Here is a 21,843-nt window from a genome sequence, read left to right on the forward strand (position 1 = left end):
GGAGTGAATGAACATCCATGCGAGAAATTTGGCTTAGTTTTGGGGTCATCGTTATCTGTGGGGTTATGTTAATCTTGTCTGCGGTCTTTAATGGGACCAGCCAAACGGCGATCGCCGCTGAACTCGACTCGACCAGTCCAGTGGTACAAATTGCCGCCAATCCCACCGAGGAACTCAAAGATATGGATATTGATTTATCAAAAGCAGTCACAACCGAATCCGGCCTCCAGTACATCGATGAAGTTGTCGGTGAAGGGGCATCCCCCATGGAAGGGGAAATGGTGACGGTTCATTACACTGGCAAACTGACAAACGGCGACGTGTTTGACAGCTCCGTCAAGCGCAATGAACCCTTTTCTTTTGTGATCGGTGTTGGGCAAGTGATTAAAGGTTGGGACGAAGGTGTCATTACCATGAAGCCTGGTGGTAAGCGCACGCTGATTATTCCTGCAGAACTGGGCTATGGTTCCCGTGGTGCTGGTGGTGTGATCCCCCCCAATGCAACTTTGATCTTTGATGTGGAATTGCTTGGGATTCGCTAGGCTAACCACGATTAATAATGCTACAAAAATCCCCCATGCCAAACGGAAAATGGGGGGTTATTTTTTTGAATTGGCGGTAATGATCAAACGCAAATTTATTCTGTGACGACGGCTGGCGGCAAAATAACTTTCGTGGCGAGACCAAGCCGTTGTAGGAGCCAGATGGCCCACCAGGTAACATCGACTTCCCACCAGCGCCAACCGGCTTTCGCCACATTAGGATAGGCATGGTGGTTGTTATGCCAGCCTTCGCCATAGGTGAGAATTGCCGCCCACCAGAGATTACGGGAATTGTCGTCGCTTGCGTGACTGCGGTAGCCCCACACATGGGTGACAGAGTTGATAAACCAGGTGCTATGCCATAGTAACACCGCCCGCACCAGCATCCCATACACGACCCAAGACCAACCGCCGAGGAGATAAAGGGCGATCGCCAAAGGAATTTGTAGCAACAGAAAATTGCGATTTAGCCAACGATAAAAGGGCTGTTTCGCGAGATCTTGGGCATAGCGGCTGTATTGATCCGCATCAAAAAATTGTTGATCGGGGTAGAAAATCCAGAGCATATGGCTCCACCAAAAACCCCGTTTTGCGGAATAGGGGTCTTTAACTTCATCTTCCGTGTGGGCATGGTGCAGCCGGTGGCCCGCCACCCAAAAAATAGGGCCACCCTGGAGAGCCAGGGCACCAATAAACGCCAGGGTATATTCCAGCCATTGCGGGACTTTGAGGCTGCGGTGGCTCAACAGGCGATGGTAGCCCAAACAAATGCCAATACTGCCAAAGAGCCAGTGGAGAAACAGACAAACGGCGATCGCCGACCAAGAGAAAAAGAAGGGGGCCAAACCAAGGGCCAGGAGATGAACCGCGCCAAAAAAGAACACGGCAACCCAGTCTAGGGTCGGTTTTTGGGTGGGTAATTGCACAGATTGGGTCATGAATTCTCAAACAATAGAACAAGACAATGGGGCGAACCCGGTTGATGATCAGTCCCAGGGGAAACGGTGGCGATCGCTAAATCGCCTTGGAGAAAGTTTTCTCGGTTTTGTGTTGTAGGTAGGTGTCAAACACCGCCGCAATATTGCGGATCAAGAGCCGACCGCTGGGCGTCACCTGGAAGCCATCCCCGGAACGGTGAATCAACCCGTCGGCTTCCAAATCATTTAAAGCACTCAATTCGGCTTGGAAATAGTCGTTAAAGTCCAAATCAAAGCCCAGGTGATATTTGTTCTCCAGCGTCGGGGCCGACAGGCGAAACTGGCACATTAATTCCATAATCACGGTGCGGCGAATCAGGTCATCCTGGGTGAGCTGGACACCCTTTTCGATGGGGAGAACCCGTTGATCAATGGCCGCGTAAAAATCTTTCAAGCGTTTGTGGTTTTGGACATACACATCCTGGAGCATACTGATCGAAGTCATGCCAAACCCTAAAAGGTCGGATTCTGGCTTCGTGGTGTAGCCTTGGAAATTCCGGTGCAATTCCCCGGCCTGTTGGGCGATCGCCAATTCATCGTTGGGCTTGGCAAAGTGATCCATGCCGATGAACACATAACCGTGGTAGGTGAGGTTGGCGATGGTCATCTTGAGGATTTCTAGCTTTTCGGCGGTGGGGGGCATCGCCGCTTCGGGCATCCGTTTTTGCAGAGGTTTCAGCCAGGGCACATAGGCAAAACTAAAGACGGCGATCCGGTCGGGGTTCAGTTGGATCGTTTTTTCTACCGTTTCTGTAAACGTCGCCAGGGTTTGGTAGGGCAGGCCGTAGATCAAATCCACATTGACGCTTTCAAAACCTGCTTCCCGAATCCAGGCCATCACCTCAAAGAGTTTTTCCTCCGGTTGGATGCGATTGACCGCCGCTTGTACCTGGGGATTAAAATCCTGAATGCCAAAGCTGATCCGCTTAAAACCCAGTTGATGCAAGACAAAAATATACTCGCGACTCACCTCGCAGGGGTTGATCTCGATGGAAATCTCCGCATCGGGCGCAAATTGAAAATTGTCCTGGAGGGTTTGCCACAAACGCGTCACTTGCTCCAAGTTTAAATAATTGGGTGTGCCGCCACCCCAGTGGAGTTGTTGCACCAGGCGATCGCCTTGGACGAGGGGGGCAACCTGTTGAATGTGACGAATCAGGTAGTCCAGATAGGTAGCGGCGGCGGGTTTGTACTGGGTAATGATCGTATTGCAGCCACAGAAATAGCAGGGCTTTTCACAAAAAGGAATGTGGCAGTAGAGGGAAAGGGGCGTTTTTTTATAATTCCCCATGGCGATCGCCTGGCGGAAAAGAGCCCCCTCAAAATCAGGGGTTAATTCCGTTGCGGGGGGGTAACTGGTATAGCGAGGAACCGATTGATTATATTTTTGGAGGAGCGGCCCATTAAAGCGGACATTTTGACTGGCTAAATTCATCGGAAAAAGAGATTAATTAAAGTTGATTTTTCAAAAAAAATCCCCTAGCACTTCTAATTTCAGTGAGAAATAATGCTTTCAAACGACACTTAAAAGCGCTCGGGGAAACTCGTAGGAATAGAGGATTAAAACTGGTTCTAGGAAGACGCGATAAGGGCCGGATCATCGGGCTGGCGATCGCGGTTTTCGGTACTGCCCGGGCGATCTTGGCGAGTTAACAAATCAAAGGTGTGTTCGCCGATGGCCGCTTTTACGTCTGGCTCCAACTCGTGCATCACATCCCGGTTGAGGGCAAAGGCATAATTCGCTTCGTTGATAATCTTCTGGATCGTTACTTCGTCTAGATTCAACCGATCCAGGGCGTCTCGATATTGCAACTTGAAATTGCGGCGATCGCCTGGGGTCGGCCAGGAGTCAAATTCATAAAATCTGGTGCCCTGACCATCGGGTAACTCTAAAGCCGAGCGGATAATATTCTTTAAACTCTGACCCCCAGACAGATCTCCCATATAGCGCACATAGGCATGGGCAATCAGGAGCAGCGGATCAGTGGCGGCCAGTTCTTGTAAGCGCGCTTGGTAGACTTTACCCGCCGGGAGTAGTTCCAGTTGCCTGTGCCAATGCTCACCGTAGTAAAAGGCAAGATCCTCTTCTAGATGGGGCACTCGGTTCAACTCCGGGAAATAGATTTCCCCTAGAATTTCGTGGTCTTTGTACTGTTCAAAAGCCGTCTCCAGGGTGTAATAGACCGCATACAAATTGGCCATCAATTTCCGGAGGGGTTGCCGTTCCACAATGCCCTTCAAAAAGCACTTCATAAAAGCTGTATTTTCTGAGAGGGTATGGGAGGTTTGGGTACCAAAGCGGAGGCGTTGGGATAGGGTCGTCATGGCTACTCCATGGGGTAAATAAGCGGAAAAATGCTGAGGGGAATTTTTAGTGAACCTCGGCCCGTAGGGCTTCGGCATCCACAGGCTTGGTGAAGAAGATCAAAGCCATATGCCAAACGATGTTGGTGATCCAGGGGATTTTTTGGAAAAACTGAATCACTTTGGGGTTGCCGTTGGTGGCGATCGCCTTTAGGTGTTCATTGGCGGCGGCGCAGGCTTCTAGGCGGGTGAAAAACTGGGGATGGTTTGTGTCGAGCACTTCCGGGAAAGCCCGTAGAGACGTTTCGTTGGTGTTGCGAATCACGTCCCGATTGTATTGGTGGGCATCAAGGCCAATCATCTCGTAAAAATCAGACCGTTCCAGGGTTGTCAGGGAATGGGTGACAAATACCGTTAACAAGAAAAAGCGCGACCACAAGCGAGATTGCCAAGTTTTCCACAGGGATTTTTGCGATCGCAATAGGGCTTTAAAAAAGTCTCCGTGGCGGTTTTCGTCCTGGCACCAGCTTTCAAAATACTTAAACAGCGGATAAATATTGTGTTCTGGGTGTTTCTCCAGGTGGCGATACACGAGGATATAACGCCAATAGCCAATCTTTTCTGACAGGTAAACGGTATAAATTACCCACTCCGGCGGAAAGAAAGTATAGGTTCGTTTTTGGGTGAGATATTTCAGGTCTAAACAGAGACCAAAATCCACCATTGATTTGTTGATAAATCCCGCATGGCGTGCCTCGTCCCGGGCCAGCAGGTGAAAAGCTTCGGCCAAAATCGGACTGCGATCGCGGAGGCGGCGGGACAGCTCTTTAAATAAAAGAAAGCCAGAAAACTCAGAAGTACAAGAACGTTCTAAAAAGTCAATGAAAATACTGCGGGTTTTCTCGTCGAAATGATCCCAAGATTGCTCAAAACTTTCGTCACGGATGAAATGATTGCGGTTATAATCGGCCCGCAATTCTTCGAGGGCAGCCAAAATTTCTTCCTCGTGGGAAGAGAGCACCATGTTGGCAATTTTATCAAAATCCGTGGTGTAAAAGCGGGGTGTCAGGAGGGTTTCTTGAACTGGTTTTTTAACCCCTGGTCTGAGAAGTTCTGGACTCGGCTGGTCAGTGAGCGTAACCATAGGCTGATTAAAAGGTGTTTTTTAAATCTTTCTGGGACTTATCTTTTCGGAATTATCCTGAAGTTTCAAGAGGGTTTCTCCGGCTAGCCTATAGTTACCTGGGGTAAAAAAATATTGCCTTTGTTAGGATTCCGGGGACATTGAAGAAATGTTAAAGTTTTAGCAATGAAGTATGTTTGGCCAATGACTGACCCCAACCCTTGTAATGATGTTAATTTCCAATGTCCGATCCAATTTGTGGTGGATTTGTTGGGAAATAAATGGTCAATTTTAGTGTTGCGGGAGCTTTTTACAGGCGATCGCCGCACCAATGAACTGCTCAAGGCTTTACCGGGGATCAGTACCAAAACGTTAATGGTACGCTTGCGAGAACTAGAAGCCCATGGCCTGGTGGAACGGCGCATTTACGCAGAGATTCCCCCCCGGGTGGAATATTCGTTAACAGCAAAGGGACGAGAAATTCAGCCTGTAATGACCGCCCTCCATCAAGTCGGCTCCCAATGGTTGGAACAAGAGACTTGCGTTTGTCCTTTGCAGGGGGAAATAGATTCGGTGCAATCGGCTTGATTTTTTAGGACAATTCAAAGAGTTCAGCCACGGTCACAAAGCGATAGCCAGCTTCGGTCAACTGACTCAAAATCAAATCTGTCGCTTCTACGGTGCGTTGGCGATCGCCGCCACCATCGTGCATCAGAACAATCGATCCGGGTTGTACAGCCCCAATGACCCGTGCCGCAATGTCCACAGGACTAGCCTCAATTTCCCAATCAAAAGAATCCACATCCCAAATCACGAGGCGTTTCTGTTGCTGATGGAGATAAAGGGGAAGCAGGAGAAAACGACGACCCCAGGGCGGCCGAAAATCGATCTGGCCCGTGACCCCCAAATTTCGCAGCAGTTGATCCGTTTTGTCCACTTCGTTGGTGATGTAGTCCCAGGAACGGAAGGCCATGTATTTGTGCTCGTAGGAATGGTTGCTCAGTTCATGGCCAGCGGCGATGGTTTGGCGGACGGTGTCTGGATAGAGTTCGATATTTTGCCCCACCACATAAAAGGTGGCCTTCGCTTGGTAGTCGTCGAGAATCTCTAAAATGGCTTCGGTATAGGGCGGTGCCGGGCCGTCATCATAGGTCAAAGCAACAACTTTCTCTGGGGTGGCGACTTGGTACAGGCCAAAAAAGCTAATCTGTCTGATCAAAGGCAACGCATTTCGCACTAAGATCAAGGCGATCGCCGTGGCGAAAAATAAACGAATGACCTTCTGCCAAGCCTTAGGGCGCAGGGGAACAAAACGAACAGCTTTCACAATGGGTACCGCAGGAAAGAAGTGAGCACCTACCTAGCCAAGATAGGCTGCTTTAACCCGTTCATCGGTGAGTAGATCCCGGGCGTTGCCGCTAATTTTAAGGTAACCCGCTTCTAAAACATAGGCGCGATCGCTACATTCGAGGGCCAGACTCGCATTTTGTTCGACTAAAAGAATCGTGGTGCCATCGGCGTGGAGTTGTTGAATTACCTGAAAAATTTCCTTCACAATTTGGGGCGCTAAACCAAGACTCGGTTCATCAAGGAGTAAAAGTTTTGGCCGCCCCATCACCGCCCTGGCGATCGCCAACATTTGTTGTTCCCCACCGCTGAGGGTGCCCGCAATTTGATTTTTTCGTTCTGCGAGGCGCGGGAAAATGGCAAATTGTTTTTCGAGATCCGCCTTAATCCCTAACCGATCCTGGCGCGTGTAGGCCCCCAATTCCAAATTCGTTAAAACTGTTTGCCGCGCTAAAATTCGTCTTCCCTCTGGACTATGGGCAATGCCAGCCCTGACAACGGCATGGGGGGCACTTTTGGTGATCTCAGTGCCATGATACAGAATTCGGCCTTGGCGGAGATTGACCAGCCGCGAAATGGCCTTGAGAGTGGTGGTTTTTCCTGCCCCATTCGCGCCGATCAGGGTGACAATTTCCCCGGCATTGACCGTTAAGTGGATATTTTTCAGGGCTTCGATACCACCATAATTGACTGAGACATCAATGAGTTCCAACATTTACTCATCTCCCAAATACGCTTCAATCACCGCTGGATCTGCCTTTACATCCTCTGGCAAACCGAGGGCAATCAGTTCGCCAAAGTCCAACACCGCCAGGCGATCGCACAGTCCCATCACCAGGGGAATATGATGCTCAATCAACAGAATCGTCAGGTCAAATTGCGCCCGAATTTGTCGAATTAAATCACTCAAAGCGCCTTTTTCGTTGGGGTTCATCCCGGCAGCGGGTTCATCGAGGAGTAAAAGCTGGGGTTCTAGGGCCAAGGCGCGGGCAATTTCTAAACGCCGCTGATCACCATAGGAAAAATTTTTCGCCTGTTGACGGTATTTTCCGGTTAAACCGACCAAATCTAGCAATTCCTTCGCCCGGTCGTAGGTTTCTTGCTCAGCTTTTTTCGCTTTGGGTAAACCTAAAATTCCTTCAAAAATATTGTTTTTTTGGTGCAAATGGCGGGCGATCGCCACATTTTCGAGGGCCGACAAATTTCCAAACAAGCGCAGATTCTGAAACGTCCGCGCAATACCAGAGGCGGCAATTTGGTGGGGAGCCAGACCGTGAATCTTGCGGCCTTGGTACAGAATGTTTCCTTGGGAAGGGGGAATCATCCCGGTCAACAGATTAAAAAAAGTTGTTTTGCCCGCCCCATTCGGCCCAATCAAGCCGAAAATTTCCCCTGGGGCCACCTGAAAAGACACATCATGCACCGCCACCAGGCCCCCGAAGCGCCGGGTTAAATGTTGGACGTTGAGGATGGGGATGGCTGAATCCATAGGCTCGACCGATTAAATCAAGCTTATTTTAGCGGCATCTAGGGGGGAAATTAACGGGATTATTGAGTCGGCGATCGCCAAAAATCTCCCCAGGTGATTGGTCTACCTTATGAAAAATATGTGCCATCCTCATTTATCTAAATGGATTATTTTGGTTTACTATGATTCCTCAGTAGTCACCTCGTTTTGACATCGGACGATCGAACAGTGAAAAAACTTATTCGCGGCCTGGACAAATTTAAGCAAAGCTATGTTGCGAGCCACCAGGATCTTTTTGAACAACTTTCCCACGGCCAAAAGCCCCGCGTTCTGTTCATTTGTTGCTCCGACTCCCGTGTTGACCCGGCGCTGATTACCCAAACGGATATTGGTGAAATCTTCGTCATCCGCAATGCCGGAAATATTATTCCTCCCTATGGTGCGGCCAATGGCGGCGAAGGGGGCACCCTAGAATATGCTCTCCAAGGCCTCGATATTCGGCAAATTATTGTCTGTGGCCATTCCCACTGTGGCGCGATGAAAGGGCTGCTTAAATTAAATAAACTCCAAGCGGATATGCCTTTGGTTTACGATTGGCTCAAGCACGCCGAAGCCACCCGTCGCCTCGTCCGGGATACTTACCCCCACTGCGAAGGGGAAGAACTGGTCGAAACCCTCGTTGCGGAAAATGTCCTTGTTCAGATTGATAATCTCAAAACCTATCCCGTGGTGCGATCGCGGCTCCACCAGGGCAAGCTGAAAATCTATGGCTGGATCTACAACATCGAAAATGGCGAAGTGTTAGCCTACGACGAAACAAAACACGCCTATGTGAAGCCAGACTATAGCCTCATCGACGAAACCCCCTTAACGGAGCGTGAAGCCCTAGAAGGTTGCCCACTTCCCTACACCGTCGCTTCTGGCCAGAGTTTAGCGGGTTGGTACGGCGAAACTGATACCTTCTCTGTGAGTGGTTAGGCTGCCATAAAAATTTTTTTTGATCCCTGGGGCGATCGCCAATATTAAGCGAGTTTGATGGGAATATAGGCCTGAAAGTTTTTAAAATCTCGGTCTTCTGTCAAAATTTTGTAGTTTCGGCGATGGGCAACAGCACAAATCAAAAAATCTGTATTTGATCCTTGCACACCGTTGCGCCGACATTGGTTAAAAAACTCAGCAGCGGTTTCATAGTCAGTGGTATCTAGCTCTAAATCCAAAAATCCTTGAAGATAGCTTTTGAGACGGGCAAATTGATCAAGATTGCGGATCCCAGACAAGATTTCTTGACGAATCAACCCAAGCATAACAACTTCATCCGCGATAATCAGTCGTTGTAGTTCTGAAACTTGAGGCAACAGCTCAGACGGTTCTTTTCGACGTAAAGCCAGGGACCAAACTGAAGTATCAACGATCGTTTGCATCTCTATCGTCGTTGTGTTTTGTAGTTATAGTCGGGATCGTATTCAATCGTTCCAAAAAGCTCGATTAATTTGAGGCGCTTACGCCGCTGAATATATTCTTTGAGGGCAATTTCAACAAGGGCATCGGGCGGTGTTTGATTGCCGAGGGCGAGAGCTTCTTCCAAAAGAGCATCATCAATATTCAAAGCTACAGTCATTTCAGTTGCCTTCAGTTAAATTAAATTCACTCTGTTATTTTTTTTGCCAATCGTCTCTCGAGAAGTGCCTGGCTTCTTGTCATGTCTGTGAAATCATTGATGATTTCTAGTGTATCAAGTCCTTTGATAAAGGCGATCGCCGAACTCCAGCTAATAAAAAAGACAGTGCCCATTAACACACCGCCTTGCAAAAATTATGGACTCAAGTTTGAACGATTAGCGAATCTCTGGGGCACGCAGAACCGCAACATCTAAACTAGGTGCCTGTGCCGTTTGCTGAAGACTCGGCACCGATTGGCGCAGGATCGCCGTTAGATTTTCCGTCGTAGAAGCATAGATCTGGGTCACGGCCTTCGGATACAGACCAATCCCAATAATCGGAATCAACAAGCACGCAATCACAAAGACTTCGCGAGGCTCGGCATCGATCAGTTTTTCATGCGCCACAAGCTCTTTGTTTTCTGGGCCGTAGAGGATTTCCCGCAACATCGAAAGCAGGTAGATCGGCGTTAAAATGACGCCCACTGCCGCGAGGAAAACAATGATCACCCGGAAAGTAGGGCTATAGGCATCACTGGTGGCAAAACCGACGAATACCATTAATTCAGCAACAAACCCACTCATCCCCGGCAGTGCCAAAGAAGCCATCGAGCAGGTCGTCCACATCGCAAAGATTTTCTTCATTTTTTTGCCGACCCCACCCATTTCATCGAGCATCAGGGTGTGGGTACGGTCATAGGTGGCACCAACCATAAAGAAGAGACTCGCCCCAATGAGCCCGTGGGAAATCATCTGTAACATTGAACCACTCGTCCCCAAATCGGTAAACGAAGCCATCCCAATTAGCACAAAGCCCATGTGGGAAATGGAGGAATAGGCGATTTTTCGTTTGAGATTACGTTGGGCAAAGGAAGTGAGGGCCGCATAAACGATATTGACGACTCCGAGGATCACAAGCACCGGGCCAAACAGGGCATGGGCATCGGGCAGCATCCCGGCATTCATCCGCAGTAGGGCATAGCCGCCCATTTTTAGGAGAATTCCGGCGAGGAGCATGTGGGCCGGGGCGGTGGCTTCACCATGGGCATCGGGGAGCCAGGTATGCAGAGGAAAAATCGGTAACTTCACCCCATAGGCGATAAGCAGGCCACCATAAAGCAGCAGTTGGAGGTTAATGCCAAAGTCTTTCTGGGCGATCGCCGTCATATCAAAGGTGACCGTATCCCCATAAAAGGCCATGGTCAGGGCGGCAATCAGAATAAATAATGAACCACCAGCGGTGTAGAGGATGAATTTCGTTGCGGCATAGAGCCGTTTTTTGCCACCCCAGATGGACAGAATCAGATAAACCGGAACCAGTTCTAATTCCCAGGTAAAGAAAAACAGCAGCATATCCTGCACGGCGAAGACAGCGATTTGACCGCCATACATCAGCAGCATCAGGAAATAAAATAGCTTTGGCTTAAAGCTTACGGGCCAGGCTGCCAAGATCGCCAAAGTTGTGATAAAACCCGTGAGAAGAATCAAGGGCATGGAAAGGCCATCGGCCCCCACTGACCAGCGCAGATCGATTGCTTCGACCCAGGTATAGCTCTCTACCAGTTGCAGATTCGGGTTGCCAAAATCGTAGCCCGTGTAAAAGGCTGTCACGATGATCACAAAGTCAATTAAGCCAATGGTCAAGGCATACCAGCGCACTGTTTTCCCATCTTTGTCGGGGATGAGGGGCAAAAATAATGCCGCAATAATGGGAAATAAAATAATCGTGGATAACCACGGAAAATTTGCAAAGTTCATACAAACTCAAAAAAATTAATGGCTGTTTCTTAAAAAATGCAATATTTATAAATCGTTAACGCAGAATAAAGGCGATCGCCAAGCAGAATGCTTTATCCTGTACCATCTTCAAAAAGTGGGACAGAAGATCTAACGCCTCTAACGTTACTTGTACCATTCCCAAATTTTCTTGACCGACTCTCCGGGGGAACTGCAATACTCCTTAACTTTGAACCCCCCTAAGGTGAAGATCCCCTAGCAATTCAGCCTTGGCATTCCCAAACGCAGCCAGAAAATGCTAGAAATGCTCACCTCTTAATTTTTTATCAGTAGCTTGACCATGACCAACCCTAGTTCTAACCCACAACTCCAGGCCGTCAGTCCCACAGTTTTTGCCCAGCGCGTCGCCACGACCGAATCTTTGCAACTCATTGATGTGCGTGAGCCCGATGAGCTAGAGATTGTCGCTCTCCCAGGCTTTACCAATTTACCCCTGAGTCAATTTGAACAATGGGCTGCCCGCATTGCCGTGGACTTTGACCCCCAGGCAGAAACCTATGTGCTCTGTCACCATGGTGTGCGTTCGGCACAAATGTGTTACTGGCTGCAACAACAAGGTTTTACCCAAGTGATCAATATTGAAGGTGGGATTCACCTTTACACCCTCTCTGTGGATCAAAGCCTACCGCGCTACTAGGGAAGAATGAGCTATACTAACCCAAACTTAGACCTTAAATCTTTCTTAAGTTAAGCCAAGTTTTTTTACTATTTTTTTATATTTCTTAGTTATTGAAAGCACTACTGTCGGCGTATGGTTGCTCAGAAAATTCTTAATCCCCGTCACCAAAATATTTTTCGAGCAACGGTCAACCATTACATTTCCACAGCGGAACCCGTAGGCTCCAAAACCCTTGTGGAGGAATATGACTTTCAGGTCAGTTCTGCCACCATTCGTAATGTGATGGGCAAGTTGGAAAAGGCAGGTTTCTTGTATCAACCACACATCTCGGCGGGACGGGTCCCCTCTGATTCCGGCTATCGTCTCTATGTGGACGAACTCGTCACCCCCAATTCCCAGACCCGCAAACGAGCGAGCCAAACGTTACAGGAACAGACTGCCGCAGAGTATTGGGGACTAGATGCGACCCTCCAGCGGGCAACGCAAATCCTGGCGACGTTAAGTGGTTATATTGCTCTAATCACGGTGCCCCATCAAAACCATACTCGCCTACGCTATCTGCAGTTACTCCCCCTAGGGGATCAGAAGGTGATGATGATTGTGGTGACGGATAGCTATCAACCCCAATCATTGTCCTTGATCCTGGACTGTGACCCCGATGAGCTAGAGATTCTATCGAATTTTTTAAATCACCATCTCCAGGGGCGATCGCTCCAAGAAATTGCCAGCCTTGATCCCCAGGCTTTAGATGAAGACTTTCACCATTGTCAGCTGTTATTGGAGACGATTTTGGGTAAGATTGCTCAGATTGTGCCCAATACGATTGCGACGCCGATTCTAGTACGGGGCATTTCGGAAGTGCTGCGGCAACCTGAGTTTTCCCAAATTGAGCAGTTACAAACCCTATTGCACTTGCTAGAGGCGAAACAAGAACAGCTACTCCCGGTGGTTTTTAATGGTTTACCAGGCGATCGCCCGACGCTCATTCACATCGGCACCGAAAATCCTCTAGAACCCATGAAAACCTGCGCCCTTATTTCCACATATTATTACCAAGAAAAAACGCCCGTTGGCAGTGTTGCGGTGCTTGGCCCGACGCGGATGTTCTATGAAAACGCGATCGCCTTAGTTGAAGCCACAGCAGATTATCTGTCTGAGAATTTAAAAGCCGCTTTTTAAGGTTTAAGAATCTTAGAAAATAAAAATCAAATAATTTAATTTTTTGTTTTTTTTGTTGATGGCGATCGCCACAATCTTTTTAGGGGAGTACCCATAGGGGATTTCATGGACTTTGACTTAGATATTTTTCTCTTCGCCCTAGTGCTGAGTATTGACTGTTTTTCTGTCGCCCTTGCACTAGGAGCACGCCATTTTTCCCGCAAGCGGGCCTTATTTTTTGCGCTCAGTTCAGGTTTCTCCGGTGGCGGCGCTATTTCCCTCGGTTTTCTCCTGGGTAATTTTGCCCAATACATCACCTTCTATGATCAAGGAATTGCTTTTATTCTCTTGATCCTTATCGGTGTTCACATGTGCTACAGCGCCTACCGAGAAATGCAGAATCTCCCAGATGATAAGAAGGATGAACCCAGAAAAATTCATGGCCTTTGGAAAATTCTTTTGGTCTCTAGCATTTCCAGTGTTGATTCTTTGGGGGTTGGTATTTCCCTTGGTTTAATGGGCAAACCCTTAATTCCCTATTCCCTGGGGATCGGGATTTCCGCCTTTTTTGCTACTTATGTGGGCTTATTTTGCGCACAATTAATTTCTAGTCAATTAAAGGAAAAGGTAGAGTTTTTTGGCGGTGGCATTCTGATTGCCATGGGCCTTAAAATGCTCTCAATATAATGATTATTTAGACCCGATTTTTATAAGTCTAGAGTCGTCATTTTCCAAGTAAAAAGCAGATTGTTATTTCGCTCAGTCTCACGAGGATTAGGATTTATTTGTAGGCAATTACTTTTTTTGGAAGAATTTTTTAAATAATTTTGTGGAACTCGGAAACAATGAAAAAACTATGATAAATCGACCCACGATTTTTCGTTTATAGTAATAAATGCATTCTTTTTGAGTTGGCGATCGCCACGGCATTTATGGGTTTTGAATTAGACATTATTATTTTCGCCCTTGTCCTCAGTATTGACTCTTTTTCCGCCGCCTTAGCCCTTGGTATTCGTCACTTTTCTGGAAAACGGGCTTTATTTTTTGCGCTCAGTTCGGGGCTTTCTGAAGGGGTGGCGATCGCCCTCGGCTTCATTTTGGGACGCTTTGCCCAGACTATAATTATGGCCTACGATCATTGGGTGGCCTTTGCCCTATTGGTTTTGGTGGGTGGACATATGTGCTACAACGCTTACCAAGAAATGCAAGCCAAGCCAGGCGATGACGATGGTGAATCCGTCAAAATCCATAGCCTGTGGAAAATTTTGTTTATTTCTAGTATCACCAGCATCGACTCTTTGGGGGTGGGCGTTTCCCTCGGCCTCATTGGTAAACCGCTTGTGCCCTACTCCCTCAGCATTGGCTTGGCTGCTTTTTGTGCCACCTATGGGGGCCTATTTTGTGCCAAACTCATTTCCGGACATTTAGGCGAAAAGGTCGAGTTTTTTGGCGGCGGAGTTTTGATCGCCTTGGGCATTAAGATGCTGTCAATCTAATCTATTCCGAATACACTACAAAAGCCCTTCTAATTGACGTCGAATGCGGTCTAATTCTGTATCCGACAAATCGTTTTCTGACGCTGTGGTTTGCTCTGCTGGCTGTTGCTTTCCCTCTGGATCCCAAGCTAAATCTGTCACATTTGCTTCGGGGGGCGTGGCTAATTCACCGGCGGCAACGTGTTGCCAATCATAATCTGCATCCCGACAAAACTCGATAATGTCTTCTTCATCCATGGCTTCGATGGAGACGGGCGGAAAATCCTGGGCCTCCAACATTAGCCCAAACCGGGTGGCGTCATCTTCATCTTCAAACATTAAAATCTTGTTGCGATCGCCAGTTTGGAGTGTGTGAATCCCTTCATTTTCTGTCCGGGCATTAAACAGCAAGACATACACGCGACTCATGGACTTTCTCCTTAGATGCTTACTAATCGGCTCCTTTTGGGGGAGGGTGATCAAATTGTTTATGATAAGGTGACGGGAAATTTCGCTCAAACCCTTTAAAATGGTACCGCTCGATTGGCAAATTGCGAATCTTCCCATGTTCAACCATGGTTTATTTTTGCTTGGTATCGATCTTAAAGGTGGCGATCGCCATCGCTGTTTCAGGGCCTTTTTGCTTAACAAGCCTTCACAAAACAGCAGTAGTGGAACTTTCCTGGAATCTTTTCTTTCATAGAGCCTAGACGCTCACTTGATCAAGGGAGCCTCTGACGGTATAACCCAACTGGGGAGGGGGACAGCCATGACAAAATTTTATGCACCGACCATTATTGGGGCAACAACGCTCCTGACCATTGCTGCTGGTCTTGGTGGTATTCAAGGGGCGATCGCCGGCCCGGAAACCTTTACGATCGCCGCTAACGGAGCCATTACCTCCAATGAAGTTTTTAACGGGACAATCACCGGCCAGGCTGGGGGGCCAACCAATAGTAACTTTTGTGGCTGGATTGCCAATCGCCCCAACCACACCTTTCGCATTAATGGCAATGGCCTGATGTCTCTCAATCTCAGCGTTGTCGATCCTAACGGTGGCGTTTCCAGACCCTTTACGCTTCTGATCAAAAATGCCGATGATCCCAGTGCAGATCCCTTCTGTGCGATCGCCGATCCTTTTAGCGGGATTCCTGCCGAAATTGGTGGTGTTTGGAATCCAGGCCGCTACCAAGTCTTTATCGGCAACTTTGAACAGGCTGGTAATGCAGGTCGCGCTCCCTACGTTTTACAAATTTCCCAGTAGCATCAACAACCGTCGGTTCCCCAAAATAATCCTCTGGAAAATCAATTAAAAAATTGCCCTCCTCTCTTAATTTTGAAAGGGGGGCAGTTTTTATGGTCTTAACCGAATTTTCGTGTTTTAGCGTTTTACCGCAGGCTCAAAGCTCGGTACCACAAGATCACGATTTTGCTTCGTGAGTTGGTTGTAGAGTCGTTCCGTATTGGGGAAGTTTGCCGCCGGTAAAGTCGGGAAGCGACGGAAGGGTACCGTATCCTCACCGAAGTTATCGAGGTACTCCATGCTGTTAACCATCGCGCCGATAAAGGCTTTCAGACCTTGGGAAGCAAGGATTTGGTTATACTTACGGATTTCCTGCTGATCTAAGGGAGCCCGACCAAGGAAGTGCTTCGTTCCCATTTCAATCACCTTCGTGTTGGGGTAGGGAGTATAGAATTCCTTCTGGTACAGCTCAGAACAACCCAGACCTTCGATGAATTCCTTCATGTTGATCTCGCGGTTGCCCAGCTTACTTTCGAGGGCAGTAAATTGCGCATCGACAACATAGGGTTCGATGTCCCGCTCAAAGATCTGACGGTAAGCCGCGGCGATCGCCGTTTTCAGTTCGACCTTGTTGAAGGTATCCGTGAGTTTAAAGGCCTTCGTTTGCTGACGTTGGACGTTAACCCCTTGCTTGAGGCGAGCATCCACATCCGTCACCGGTAGATTCTTCGTGCTAGAAGTGCCCAACTCAATAAAGCGAGCTGTCTTCTCAACCTGAACCTTAGCCCCCACATCTTCACGGAGCGCACCGGGGCGAGTCTGGCGCAGCGAATAACCACCGGGAGTCAGATAGCGTTCGTAGGGAACTGTATCTTCACCGAAAGCTTCTTCGTATTCTTTACTGTCAATGATCGCATCAACGAGGGCATAGAAACCTTTTTTCGCACAGGTATCAAAGTAGCTGTTGATTTCTTGACGACCATAGGTGGGACGACCCAACAGACGACGGTGGATGTACTCCACAGCCTTGGTTACGTATAGAGAAGACCAGTAAGTATTCCGGAAAACATCAGATTTTGCCAAAGCCCGGATGAATTCCCGCAGGGTGATTTCACCATTTTCAAGCTTGATCTCTGCCACTTTCTGGCGTTGGCCAGCATAGACCATCCGACCAAAGACCTGACGGTAAGCCGCTTCAATGACCTTTTGGGTCGCACTTTCCGAGAAACTAACGTTGGTAGTCTTACCTGATGGTAATTCGTTATTGAGACGGAATACTTTAGCTCCAAGGCTGCCGGGTTGTGTGGCGCGGGCACGGGGATTACCCAGTTGGTTGTTAATGCCAGGGCCACGGTGAATCAAGATCCGCCGAGTATCCTTATTAAAGGGAGCAGGGCTGGCGCTGGGACTCCGGGTTGCTTTCGGGAAGATTGCCCCAAATTGAATTTCTAAGGCATCGTTACCAGAGCCATACACGTGCTGATCCGGTAGGGGCTGATTGTAGCTGGCGAAGGTCGTGATAAATTGAGGGACTTTGCGGAAAGGTGCGCTGTATTTAAACAGATCCTGTTGCATGCCCCAGTTACGACATTCCTGGGCTTCTTGGCCTAAACCACGGAGGTAAGGGACGGTTTCTTCCCCGAAATAATCGGCATATTCTTGGGAATCGACCAAAGCATCGATCAGGGCCGCTAAACCACCGCTAGAGACAATGGCAAAGTATTCTTGGACTTCTTCGCGGGAAGAGGGGCCACGACCGAGAATGTGACGGAAAGCAAGTTCTAAAGCTCGGCTGTTGATAAAAGGTTCAAAAAATTGCTTCCGATAGAGGGGAGATTTCGCCAAGCGACGGACAAATTCCTTCATGGAAATGTCGCCATTTTTCACTTGGGATTCAAGGTAAGAAATGGATTGGCTGTAGGCCCGTGTAATGTCTCGTTCAAAGATTTGGCGATAGGCGGCTTTGACGACTGAGTTTTTCTCTAGGGCAGACAAGCCAGGCTTCATCACGAACTTCTGACGCTTTTCGGCGGCGTTGAAGTAGCTCTGGGGCAGTTGTAAACCCTGGGCATCAATGGAAGGCCGTTGGCGCAATTTATCGTTGGGCACTTGGGTCTGCATTTCAGTGATTAACACGTCGAAATACTGAACCACGGTTTCTTGGGCTTCGCGATCGCCCCGGAACAGATCCAAAGAAGCCGCTTTCATTTCCTGGATCGCCACGATGGTCGCCGGAATGGAACAAGCATTCTCGATGACTTCTTTTAGACCACGGGTGTTGACCACGAGGATGCTCGGATCACCGGCCACAATGGCATAGGTAGTGTAGCGGAGGAACCAAGCCATATCCCGCAGGGACTTGGTCATGTTGCGGGGGCCGTAACGGGAAACACTGATTGGCCGGAAACCAGCGGGAATCTTACCGCCACCAGAACCGAGAAACAAATTTTTGACACCACCAAAGATCCCTGTGGCGCCACTGGCATCCCCGACGGCCATGGAAACGCCGAGATCGCTGTCATCGGTATCAGTTTCCGGTTGGTCGAGGTAAGCAAGGGGGGATCCACCGGCAAAAATCCGGTTCGCGGCACGGGAGACGATGAGCTGGGAACTCAGTTTAATCGCTTGGGCGATCGCCAAACGCTTGAGTCCAGAGTCATAAAACGTTTTCAGTGCCGTTAGTTCTCCAGATTCCAGGTAGCGATCCTGTTGCTCTGCCTGGGAAATGTTGGAGAGGGGAACGGTTTGATATAACTGGGGGCGAGCTAAAGAGCTTCCACCGCTGGCCTTAATCGTCATGGATTTTCAACTATCTCCAATCAAAAATGTTCAATTTATAGCGAAATTGGGGAGAAAGTCAGCAAGAGTTTTCGGGTTCCCTTTGGCGATCGCTTCTCCCAAATGCTTTATTAAATGAGATGTTTATCAGTTAGCTAGACTTTAGGGTAGAACGTTTCCGGCCCAGACACGAAATTTATTAAGAAGTATGTCAAAAATTCAGAAAAACTGGGGATCAAGGTTGCACAATGTGACCTGTACTGTTTTCAAGCCAGTTAATCTATTTGCGACCTTCCCCCTATGACTCACCCTAGCGATCGCCAACAAGCCGTCCGAAATCTCTACAATACCTATCCTTTTCCGCCGGAGCCGCTGTTGGATGAACCGCCCCCAGGGTATAACTGGCGTTGGCATTGGCAGGCCGCCTATAACTTTTGCACTGGACGTAAACCGAGCACCGATAAAATTCGCATCCTCGATGCTGGTTGTGGCACGGGAGTCGGTACGGAATATTTAATTCATTTAAACCCAGCCGCTGAAATTGTCGGCATTGACCTCAGTGAAGGGGCCTTAGAAGTCGCCGAAAAACGCTGTCAACAGTCTGGGGTACGCGATCGCCATACCGCACCAGTCACCTTTAAGCGTTTACCTATTGAACAGGCAACGGAACTAGAAGGGGAATTTGATCTAATCAATTGCGTCGGCGTCTTGCACCATATGCCCGACCCAATTCAGGGAATTCAAGCCCTCGCGCAAAAACTAGCCCCCGGCGGCATTTTCCATATTTTTGTCTATGCGGAGTTGGGCCGTTGGGAAATTCAACTGATGCAAGAGGCGATCGCCATTTTGCAGGCCGATAAGCGCGGCGACTATATTGACGGAGTTAAAGTAGGCCGCCAAATTTTCGCAAACCTACCAGAAAATAGTCGCCTTGTTCAGTACGACAAAGAACGCTGGTCTTTAGAAAATCACCGGGATGCATCCTTTGCAGATATGTATGTTCATCCCCAGGAAGTAGACTACAACATCAAGACTTTATTTGAACTCATTGATGCGTCAGAACTAGAATTTGTTGGCTTTTCTAATCCCCAGTTCTGGGAGCTAGAGCGACTTGTGGGCAAGGAACCAGAGTTAATCGAGCGGGCAAAAAACTTAGATGAACGTTCCCGTTATCGTTTAATCGAATTGTTGGATACCACCATTAGCCACTACGAATTTTTCCTCTGCAAACCGCCCCTGGCAAAAATGGATTGGTCTGACGATCAAACTCTTGCCCAAGCAATAGCAGAGGTTCATCCTTGTTTGAATGGCTGGCCTAGCCAGTCTCTCTTTGACTACGACTACCAACTCGTTAGCCTCAACGACACTGAGTTTCAGTTTATGCAGGCTTGCGACGGCACAAAAACGATTGGTGAAATTTCCCAAGCTCTGGGAGTCGGGTTAGATCTAGGGCGATCGCTCCAGGCCAGACAATTGATTATGCTGACACCTAAAATATAAGCAGTGAAGGATGCCTAAAAAGATTCGTGAGTTAAAAAAACTCTTGCGTCGGGCTGGATTTACGATGCGACCTGGTAAAGGAAGTCATACCAACTGGACACATCCAAAATATGCAGGCAGGATCACCTTAGCCGGAAAAGATGGAAGAGACGCAAAGCCCTATCAGGAACAAACTATTCTAGATGCCATTCAACAGGTTAACGAGGCAAAAGACAATGGATAAACTCAAATATCAAATGGTAATTCAGTGGAGTGACCCTGATAATTGTTATCTGGTTGGCTTTCCGGATTTTATTGGTCAAACCTGGCGTACCCATGGTGAGAGTTATCAAGAAGCTGTTCAAAATGGTGTTGAATGCCTAGAAAGCTTAATTGAAGACTACGAAGCGGCAGGAGAAACTTTACCAAAGCCCACCGCTGTCTTGGTTGCAGCCTAACCGAAAACCCGGTGTTCGAGGGAGGGCATTTGACGGCGCACTTGGGCTAGGCGATTTGGATTAATTTCGGCGATCGCCACCCCTGGGTGAACACCCGCATCATTCAGCATAGTTCCCCAAGGATCGACGATCATTGCATGGCCGTGGGAATAACGCATGCCGTAATGGTTGCCTGTCTGCGCTGGCGCGATCACATAACAAGTATTTTCAATGGCTCTGGCTTGAATTAGGGTTTGCCAGTGGTCTTTGCCGGTATAGGCCGTAAATGCGGCGGGAATGCAAAGAATTTCGGCCCCTTGCTTTGATAACGAACGATATAACTCCGGAAAGCGCACATCATAACAAACGGATAAACCAATTTTGCCCAACTCCAGCGAAGCAAAGATTTGGGGGAGTGTATCGCCCGCCTGGACAGTGCTTGATTCTTTGTAGGTATTTCCATCGGGCAAATTCACATCAAACAAATGCACCTTGTGATAGCGGGCTAATTCTTGGCCATCAGGGGAAATCAGCAGGGCTGTGTTAAAGACTTTATTGTCACCATCAGGCACCGGAAAGCCACCACCGAGGAGAGTGATTTGAAATCTCTGGGCCATGGTTTTGAGAAATTTTTCGCTTTTTTGGGCAATAACACTGGCCTGGGCAAGCTTAGCGGCTTCTTCGCCGAGGAAAGAAAAATTTTCCGGAAGCGTCACAAGTTTCGCCCCTTGGTTGACAGCCAATTGAATCAAGTCTTCTGCTTCGCCCAAGTTGTGGTCTAAGTCGGGCTTACTGGTCATTTGGATCGCTGCCGCGAGATAGGATTTCATATGGCCTGAGATGTTTTTAGAAATAGGGATCTGGGAAAACCGTCAACCAGAAGTTTTGATGGTTAAACTGGTTTAATACCATAGCAGAATCTTTCCCCACCAACATGGGGCGATCGCTTCGAGACGGGCTTTGCAGCATACCTTTCTTGAGTGGATGATCAAAAACGCTGGAGGCTGTGAATCATTGGCATGGAAATCTTGCGGCGATCGCATTACCGAAGCACAGATGTCTCGGTTTGAAAACCTTTAGCGCAGAAAATTTTGCCCATGGTGAACATTTTCAGAAAAGATCAGTTAACCTATTAGCATCAAGTTTCTGGATAGCCCTTGACAAAGGTTGCATCCCACCTGGAGTAGTTTTTGCGACTGGCGATGCTAGAGGCGATCGCCATCCATCAGTCGCTTTACTTGGGCACTAGAATATTTGTACTTAACAAAAAACCTATGGGTGGGCGAAGTTTACAGATTTTGCTATAACCATGTGGGCAATAAAAGACAAATTCACTAAAATGGCTAAGGATTTGCTCCAAGCTATCTCGTCGGAGAAGCTCATTACAGATTTTGACTAGTTTTAGAGACGGAATAAAACCCCCAAAAGGTAGCAGGAAA

The 21,843-nt window shown here is 48.2% G+C and carries 24 protein-coding genes; 11 read left to right on the forward strand and 13 right to left on the reverse strand.

What is annotated here, in order from left to right:
* Positions 1-17: 17 nt before the first annotated feature.
* A complete protein-coding gene (locus tag AWQ24_RS10195) occupies positions 18-542 on the forward strand; it encodes an FKBP-type peptidyl-prolyl cis-trans isomerase (RefSeq protein WP_065716749.1) in 525 nt (174 codons plus the stop codon).
* A 95-nt stretch (positions 543-637) separates the two neighbouring features.
* On the opposite strand, the gene AWQ24_RS10200 is transcribed toward AWQ24_RS10195, so the two are convergent.
* From AWQ24_RS10200 to acsF, 4 genes are all read right to left on the reverse strand, one after another.
* Entirely contained in the window at positions 638-1,480 is an 843-nt protein-coding gene (locus AWQ24_RS10200; protein ID WP_065716750.1) for a fatty acid desaturase, read from the reverse strand.
* Between the two features lie 76 nt (positions 1,481-1,556).
* Positions 1,557-2,954, reverse strand: a complete 1,398-nt coding sequence (hemN, locus tag AWQ24_RS10205; protein ID WP_065716751.1) for an oxygen-independent coproporphyrinogen III oxidase — start codon at positions 2,952-2,954, stop codon at positions 1,557-1,559.
* Between the two features lie 137 nt (positions 2,955-3,091).
* Positions 3,092-3,844 (reverse strand): heme oxygenase (biliverdin-producing), encoded by a 753-nt coding sequence (locus AWQ24_RS10210; RefSeq protein ID WP_065716752.1) that lies wholly within the window; start codon positions 3,842-3,844, stop codon positions 3,092-3,094.
* 46 nt (positions 3,845-3,890) lie between these two features.
* Positions 3,891-4,967, reverse strand: coding sequence for a magnesium-protoporphyrin IX monomethyl ester (oxidative) cyclase (gene acsF / locus AWQ24_RS10215; protein ID WP_065716753.1), 1,077 nt, complete (start codon positions 4,965-4,967; stop codon positions 3,891-3,893).
* Positions 4,968-5,132: 165 nt separating this feature from the next.
* Between acsF and AWQ24_RS10220 the strand changes: the two genes are divergently transcribed.
* Positions 5,133-5,534, forward strand: coding sequence for a helix-turn-helix domain-containing protein (locus tag AWQ24_RS10220; RefSeq protein ID WP_030007861.1), 402 nt, complete (start codon positions 5,133-5,135; stop codon positions 5,532-5,534).
* Positions 5,535-5,538: 4 nt separating this feature from the next.
* Here the strand turns inward: AWQ24_RS10220 and AWQ24_RS10225 are convergent, their stop codons facing one another.
* The 3 genes from AWQ24_RS10225 to AWQ24_RS10235 are packed head-to-tail and all read right to left on the reverse strand — an operon-like array spanning position 5,539 to position 7,782.
* Positions 5,539-6,273, reverse strand: a complete 735-nt coding sequence (locus AWQ24_RS10225) for a polysaccharide deacetylase family protein (protein WP_012307603.1) — start codon at positions 6,271-6,273, stop codon at positions 5,539-5,541.
* 33 nt (positions 6,274-6,306) lie between these two features.
* Positions 6,307-7,008, reverse strand: a complete 702-nt coding sequence (locus tag AWQ24_RS10230) for an ABC transporter ATP-binding protein (protein WP_012307604.1) — start codon at positions 7,006-7,008, stop codon at positions 6,307-6,309.
* On the reverse strand, positions 7,009-7,782 hold the full coding sequence (locus tag AWQ24_RS10235; RefSeq protein WP_065716754.1) for an ABC transporter ATP-binding protein: 774 nt from the start codon (positions 7,780-7,782) through the stop codon (positions 7,009-7,011).
* Positions 7,783-7,989: 207 nt separating this feature from the next.
* On the opposite strand from AWQ24_RS10235, the gene AWQ24_RS10240 reads away from it, so the two are divergent.
* Entirely contained in the window at positions 7,990-8,739 is a 750-nt protein-coding gene (locus AWQ24_RS10240; RefSeq protein ID WP_012307606.1) for a carbonic anhydrase, read from the forward strand.
* A 44-nt stretch (positions 8,740-8,783) separates the two neighbouring features.
* On the opposite strand, the gene AWQ24_RS10245 is transcribed toward AWQ24_RS10240, so the two are convergent.
* The 3 genes from AWQ24_RS10245 to AWQ24_RS10255 all read right to left on the reverse strand — a co-directional run bounded on the left by AWQ24_RS10245 (position 8,784) and on the right by AWQ24_RS10255 (position 11,176).
* Positions 8,784-9,182 carry a PIN domain-containing protein gene (locus AWQ24_RS10245; protein ID WP_065716755.1) on the reverse strand — a complete coding sequence of 133 codons (399 nt, stop codon included), beginning with the start codon at positions 9,180-9,182 and terminating at the stop codon, positions 8,784-8,786.
* Between the two features lie 2 nt (positions 9,183-9,184).
* Positions 9,185-9,379, reverse strand: coding sequence for a type II toxin-antitoxin system VapB family antitoxin (locus AWQ24_RS10250; RefSeq protein ID WP_065716756.1), 195 nt, complete (start codon positions 9,377-9,379; stop codon positions 9,185-9,187).
* A gap of 216 nt (positions 9,380-9,595) precedes the next feature.
* Positions 9,596-11,176, reverse strand: a complete 1,581-nt coding sequence (locus tag AWQ24_RS10255; RefSeq protein WP_065716757.1) for an NAD(P)H-quinone oxidoreductase subunit 4 — start codon at positions 11,174-11,176, stop codon at positions 9,596-9,598.
* 319 nt (positions 11,177-11,495) lie between these two features.
* On the opposite strand from AWQ24_RS10255, the gene AWQ24_RS10260 reads away from it, so the two are divergent.
* The 4 genes from AWQ24_RS10260 (at position 11,496) to AWQ24_RS10275 (ending at position 14,488) form a co-directional block, all read left to right on the forward strand.
* Positions 11,496-11,852 (forward strand): rhodanese-like domain-containing protein, encoded by a 357-nt coding sequence (locus AWQ24_RS10260; RefSeq protein ID WP_030007866.1) that lies wholly within the window; start codon positions 11,496-11,498, stop codon positions 11,850-11,852.
* A gap of 114 nt (positions 11,853-11,966) precedes the next feature.
* Positions 11,967-13,013 (forward strand): heat-inducible transcriptional repressor HrcA, encoded by a 1,047-nt coding sequence (gene hrcA, locus AWQ24_RS10265; RefSeq protein ID WP_065716758.1) that lies wholly within the window; start codon positions 11,967-11,969, stop codon positions 13,011-13,013.
* Between the two features lie 105 nt (positions 13,014-13,118).
* The gene (locus AWQ24_RS10270) at positions 13,119-13,679 is read left to right on the forward strand and encodes a manganese efflux pump (RefSeq protein ID WP_065716759.1); all 561 of its coding nucleotides are present in this window, start codon (positions 13,119-13,121) and stop codon (positions 13,677-13,679) included.
* A gap of 224 nt (positions 13,680-13,903) precedes the next feature.
* On the forward strand, positions 13,904-14,488 hold the full coding sequence (locus AWQ24_RS10275; RefSeq protein ID WP_083993520.1) for a manganese efflux pump: 585 nt from the start codon (positions 13,904-13,906) through the stop codon (positions 14,486-14,488).
* A gap of 15 nt (positions 14,489-14,503) precedes the next feature.
* Here AWQ24_RS10275 and AWQ24_RS10280 read toward each other — a convergent pair whose 3' ends face one another.
* Complete coding sequence (locus AWQ24_RS10280) at positions 14,504-14,896, reverse strand: DUF3110 domain-containing protein (protein WP_012307615.1); 393 nt, start codon at positions 14,894-14,896, stop codon at positions 14,504-14,506.
* 340 nt (positions 14,897-15,236) lie between these two features.
* Between AWQ24_RS10280 and AWQ24_RS10285 the strand changes: the two genes are divergently transcribed.
* Positions 15,237-15,731 (forward strand): hypothetical protein, encoded by a 495-nt coding sequence (locus tag AWQ24_RS10285; RefSeq protein ID WP_012307617.1) that lies wholly within the window; start codon positions 15,237-15,239, stop codon positions 15,729-15,731.
* A gap of 117 nt (positions 15,732-15,848) precedes the next feature.
* On the opposite strand, the gene AWQ24_RS10290 is transcribed toward AWQ24_RS10285, so the two are convergent.
* A complete protein-coding gene (locus tag AWQ24_RS10290) occupies positions 15,849-18,509 on the reverse strand; it encodes a phycobilisome rod-core linker polypeptide (RefSeq protein ID WP_065716761.1) in 2,661 nt (886 codons plus the stop codon).
* A gap of 279 nt (positions 18,510-18,788) precedes the next feature.
* Between AWQ24_RS10290 and AWQ24_RS10295 the strand changes: the two genes are divergently transcribed.
* Genes AWQ24_RS10295 through AWQ24_RS10305 form a run of 3 tightly spaced genes read left to right on the forward strand, consistent with a single transcriptional unit; the run spans position 18,789 to position 20,425 of the window.
* Positions 18,789-19,988 (forward strand): class I SAM-dependent methyltransferase, encoded by a 1,200-nt coding sequence (locus tag AWQ24_RS10295; protein ID WP_065716762.1) that lies wholly within the window; start codon positions 18,789-18,791, stop codon positions 19,986-19,988.
* Between the two features lie 10 nt (positions 19,989-19,998).
* Positions 19,999-20,211, forward strand: coding sequence for a type II toxin-antitoxin system HicA family toxin (locus tag AWQ24_RS10300; protein WP_041443565.1), 213 nt, complete (start codon positions 19,999-20,001; stop codon positions 20,209-20,211).
* Complete coding sequence (locus tag AWQ24_RS10305) at positions 20,204-20,425, forward strand: type II toxin-antitoxin system HicB family antitoxin (RefSeq protein WP_030007874.1); 222 nt, start codon at positions 20,204-20,206, stop codon at positions 20,423-20,425. Before AWQ24_RS10300 ends, AWQ24_RS10305 begins: the two co-directional genes overlap by 8 nt.
* Here the strand turns inward: AWQ24_RS10305 and AWQ24_RS10310 are convergent.
* The gene (locus AWQ24_RS10310; RefSeq protein ID WP_065716763.1) at positions 20,422-21,234 is read right to left on the reverse strand and encodes a carbon-nitrogen hydrolase family protein; all 813 of its coding nucleotides are present in this window, start codon (positions 21,232-21,234) and stop codon (positions 20,422-20,424) included. The two genes, AWQ24_RS10305 and AWQ24_RS10310, sit on opposite strands and share 4 nt — an antisense overlap.
* Positions 21,235-21,843: the final 609 nt, after the last annotated feature.

The organism is Picosynechococcus sp. PCC 8807 (assembly GCF_001693295.1).
In the GTDB taxonomy this organism is placed as follows: Bacteria; Cyanobacteriota; Cyanobacteriia; order Cyanobacteriales; family MRBY01; genus MRBY01.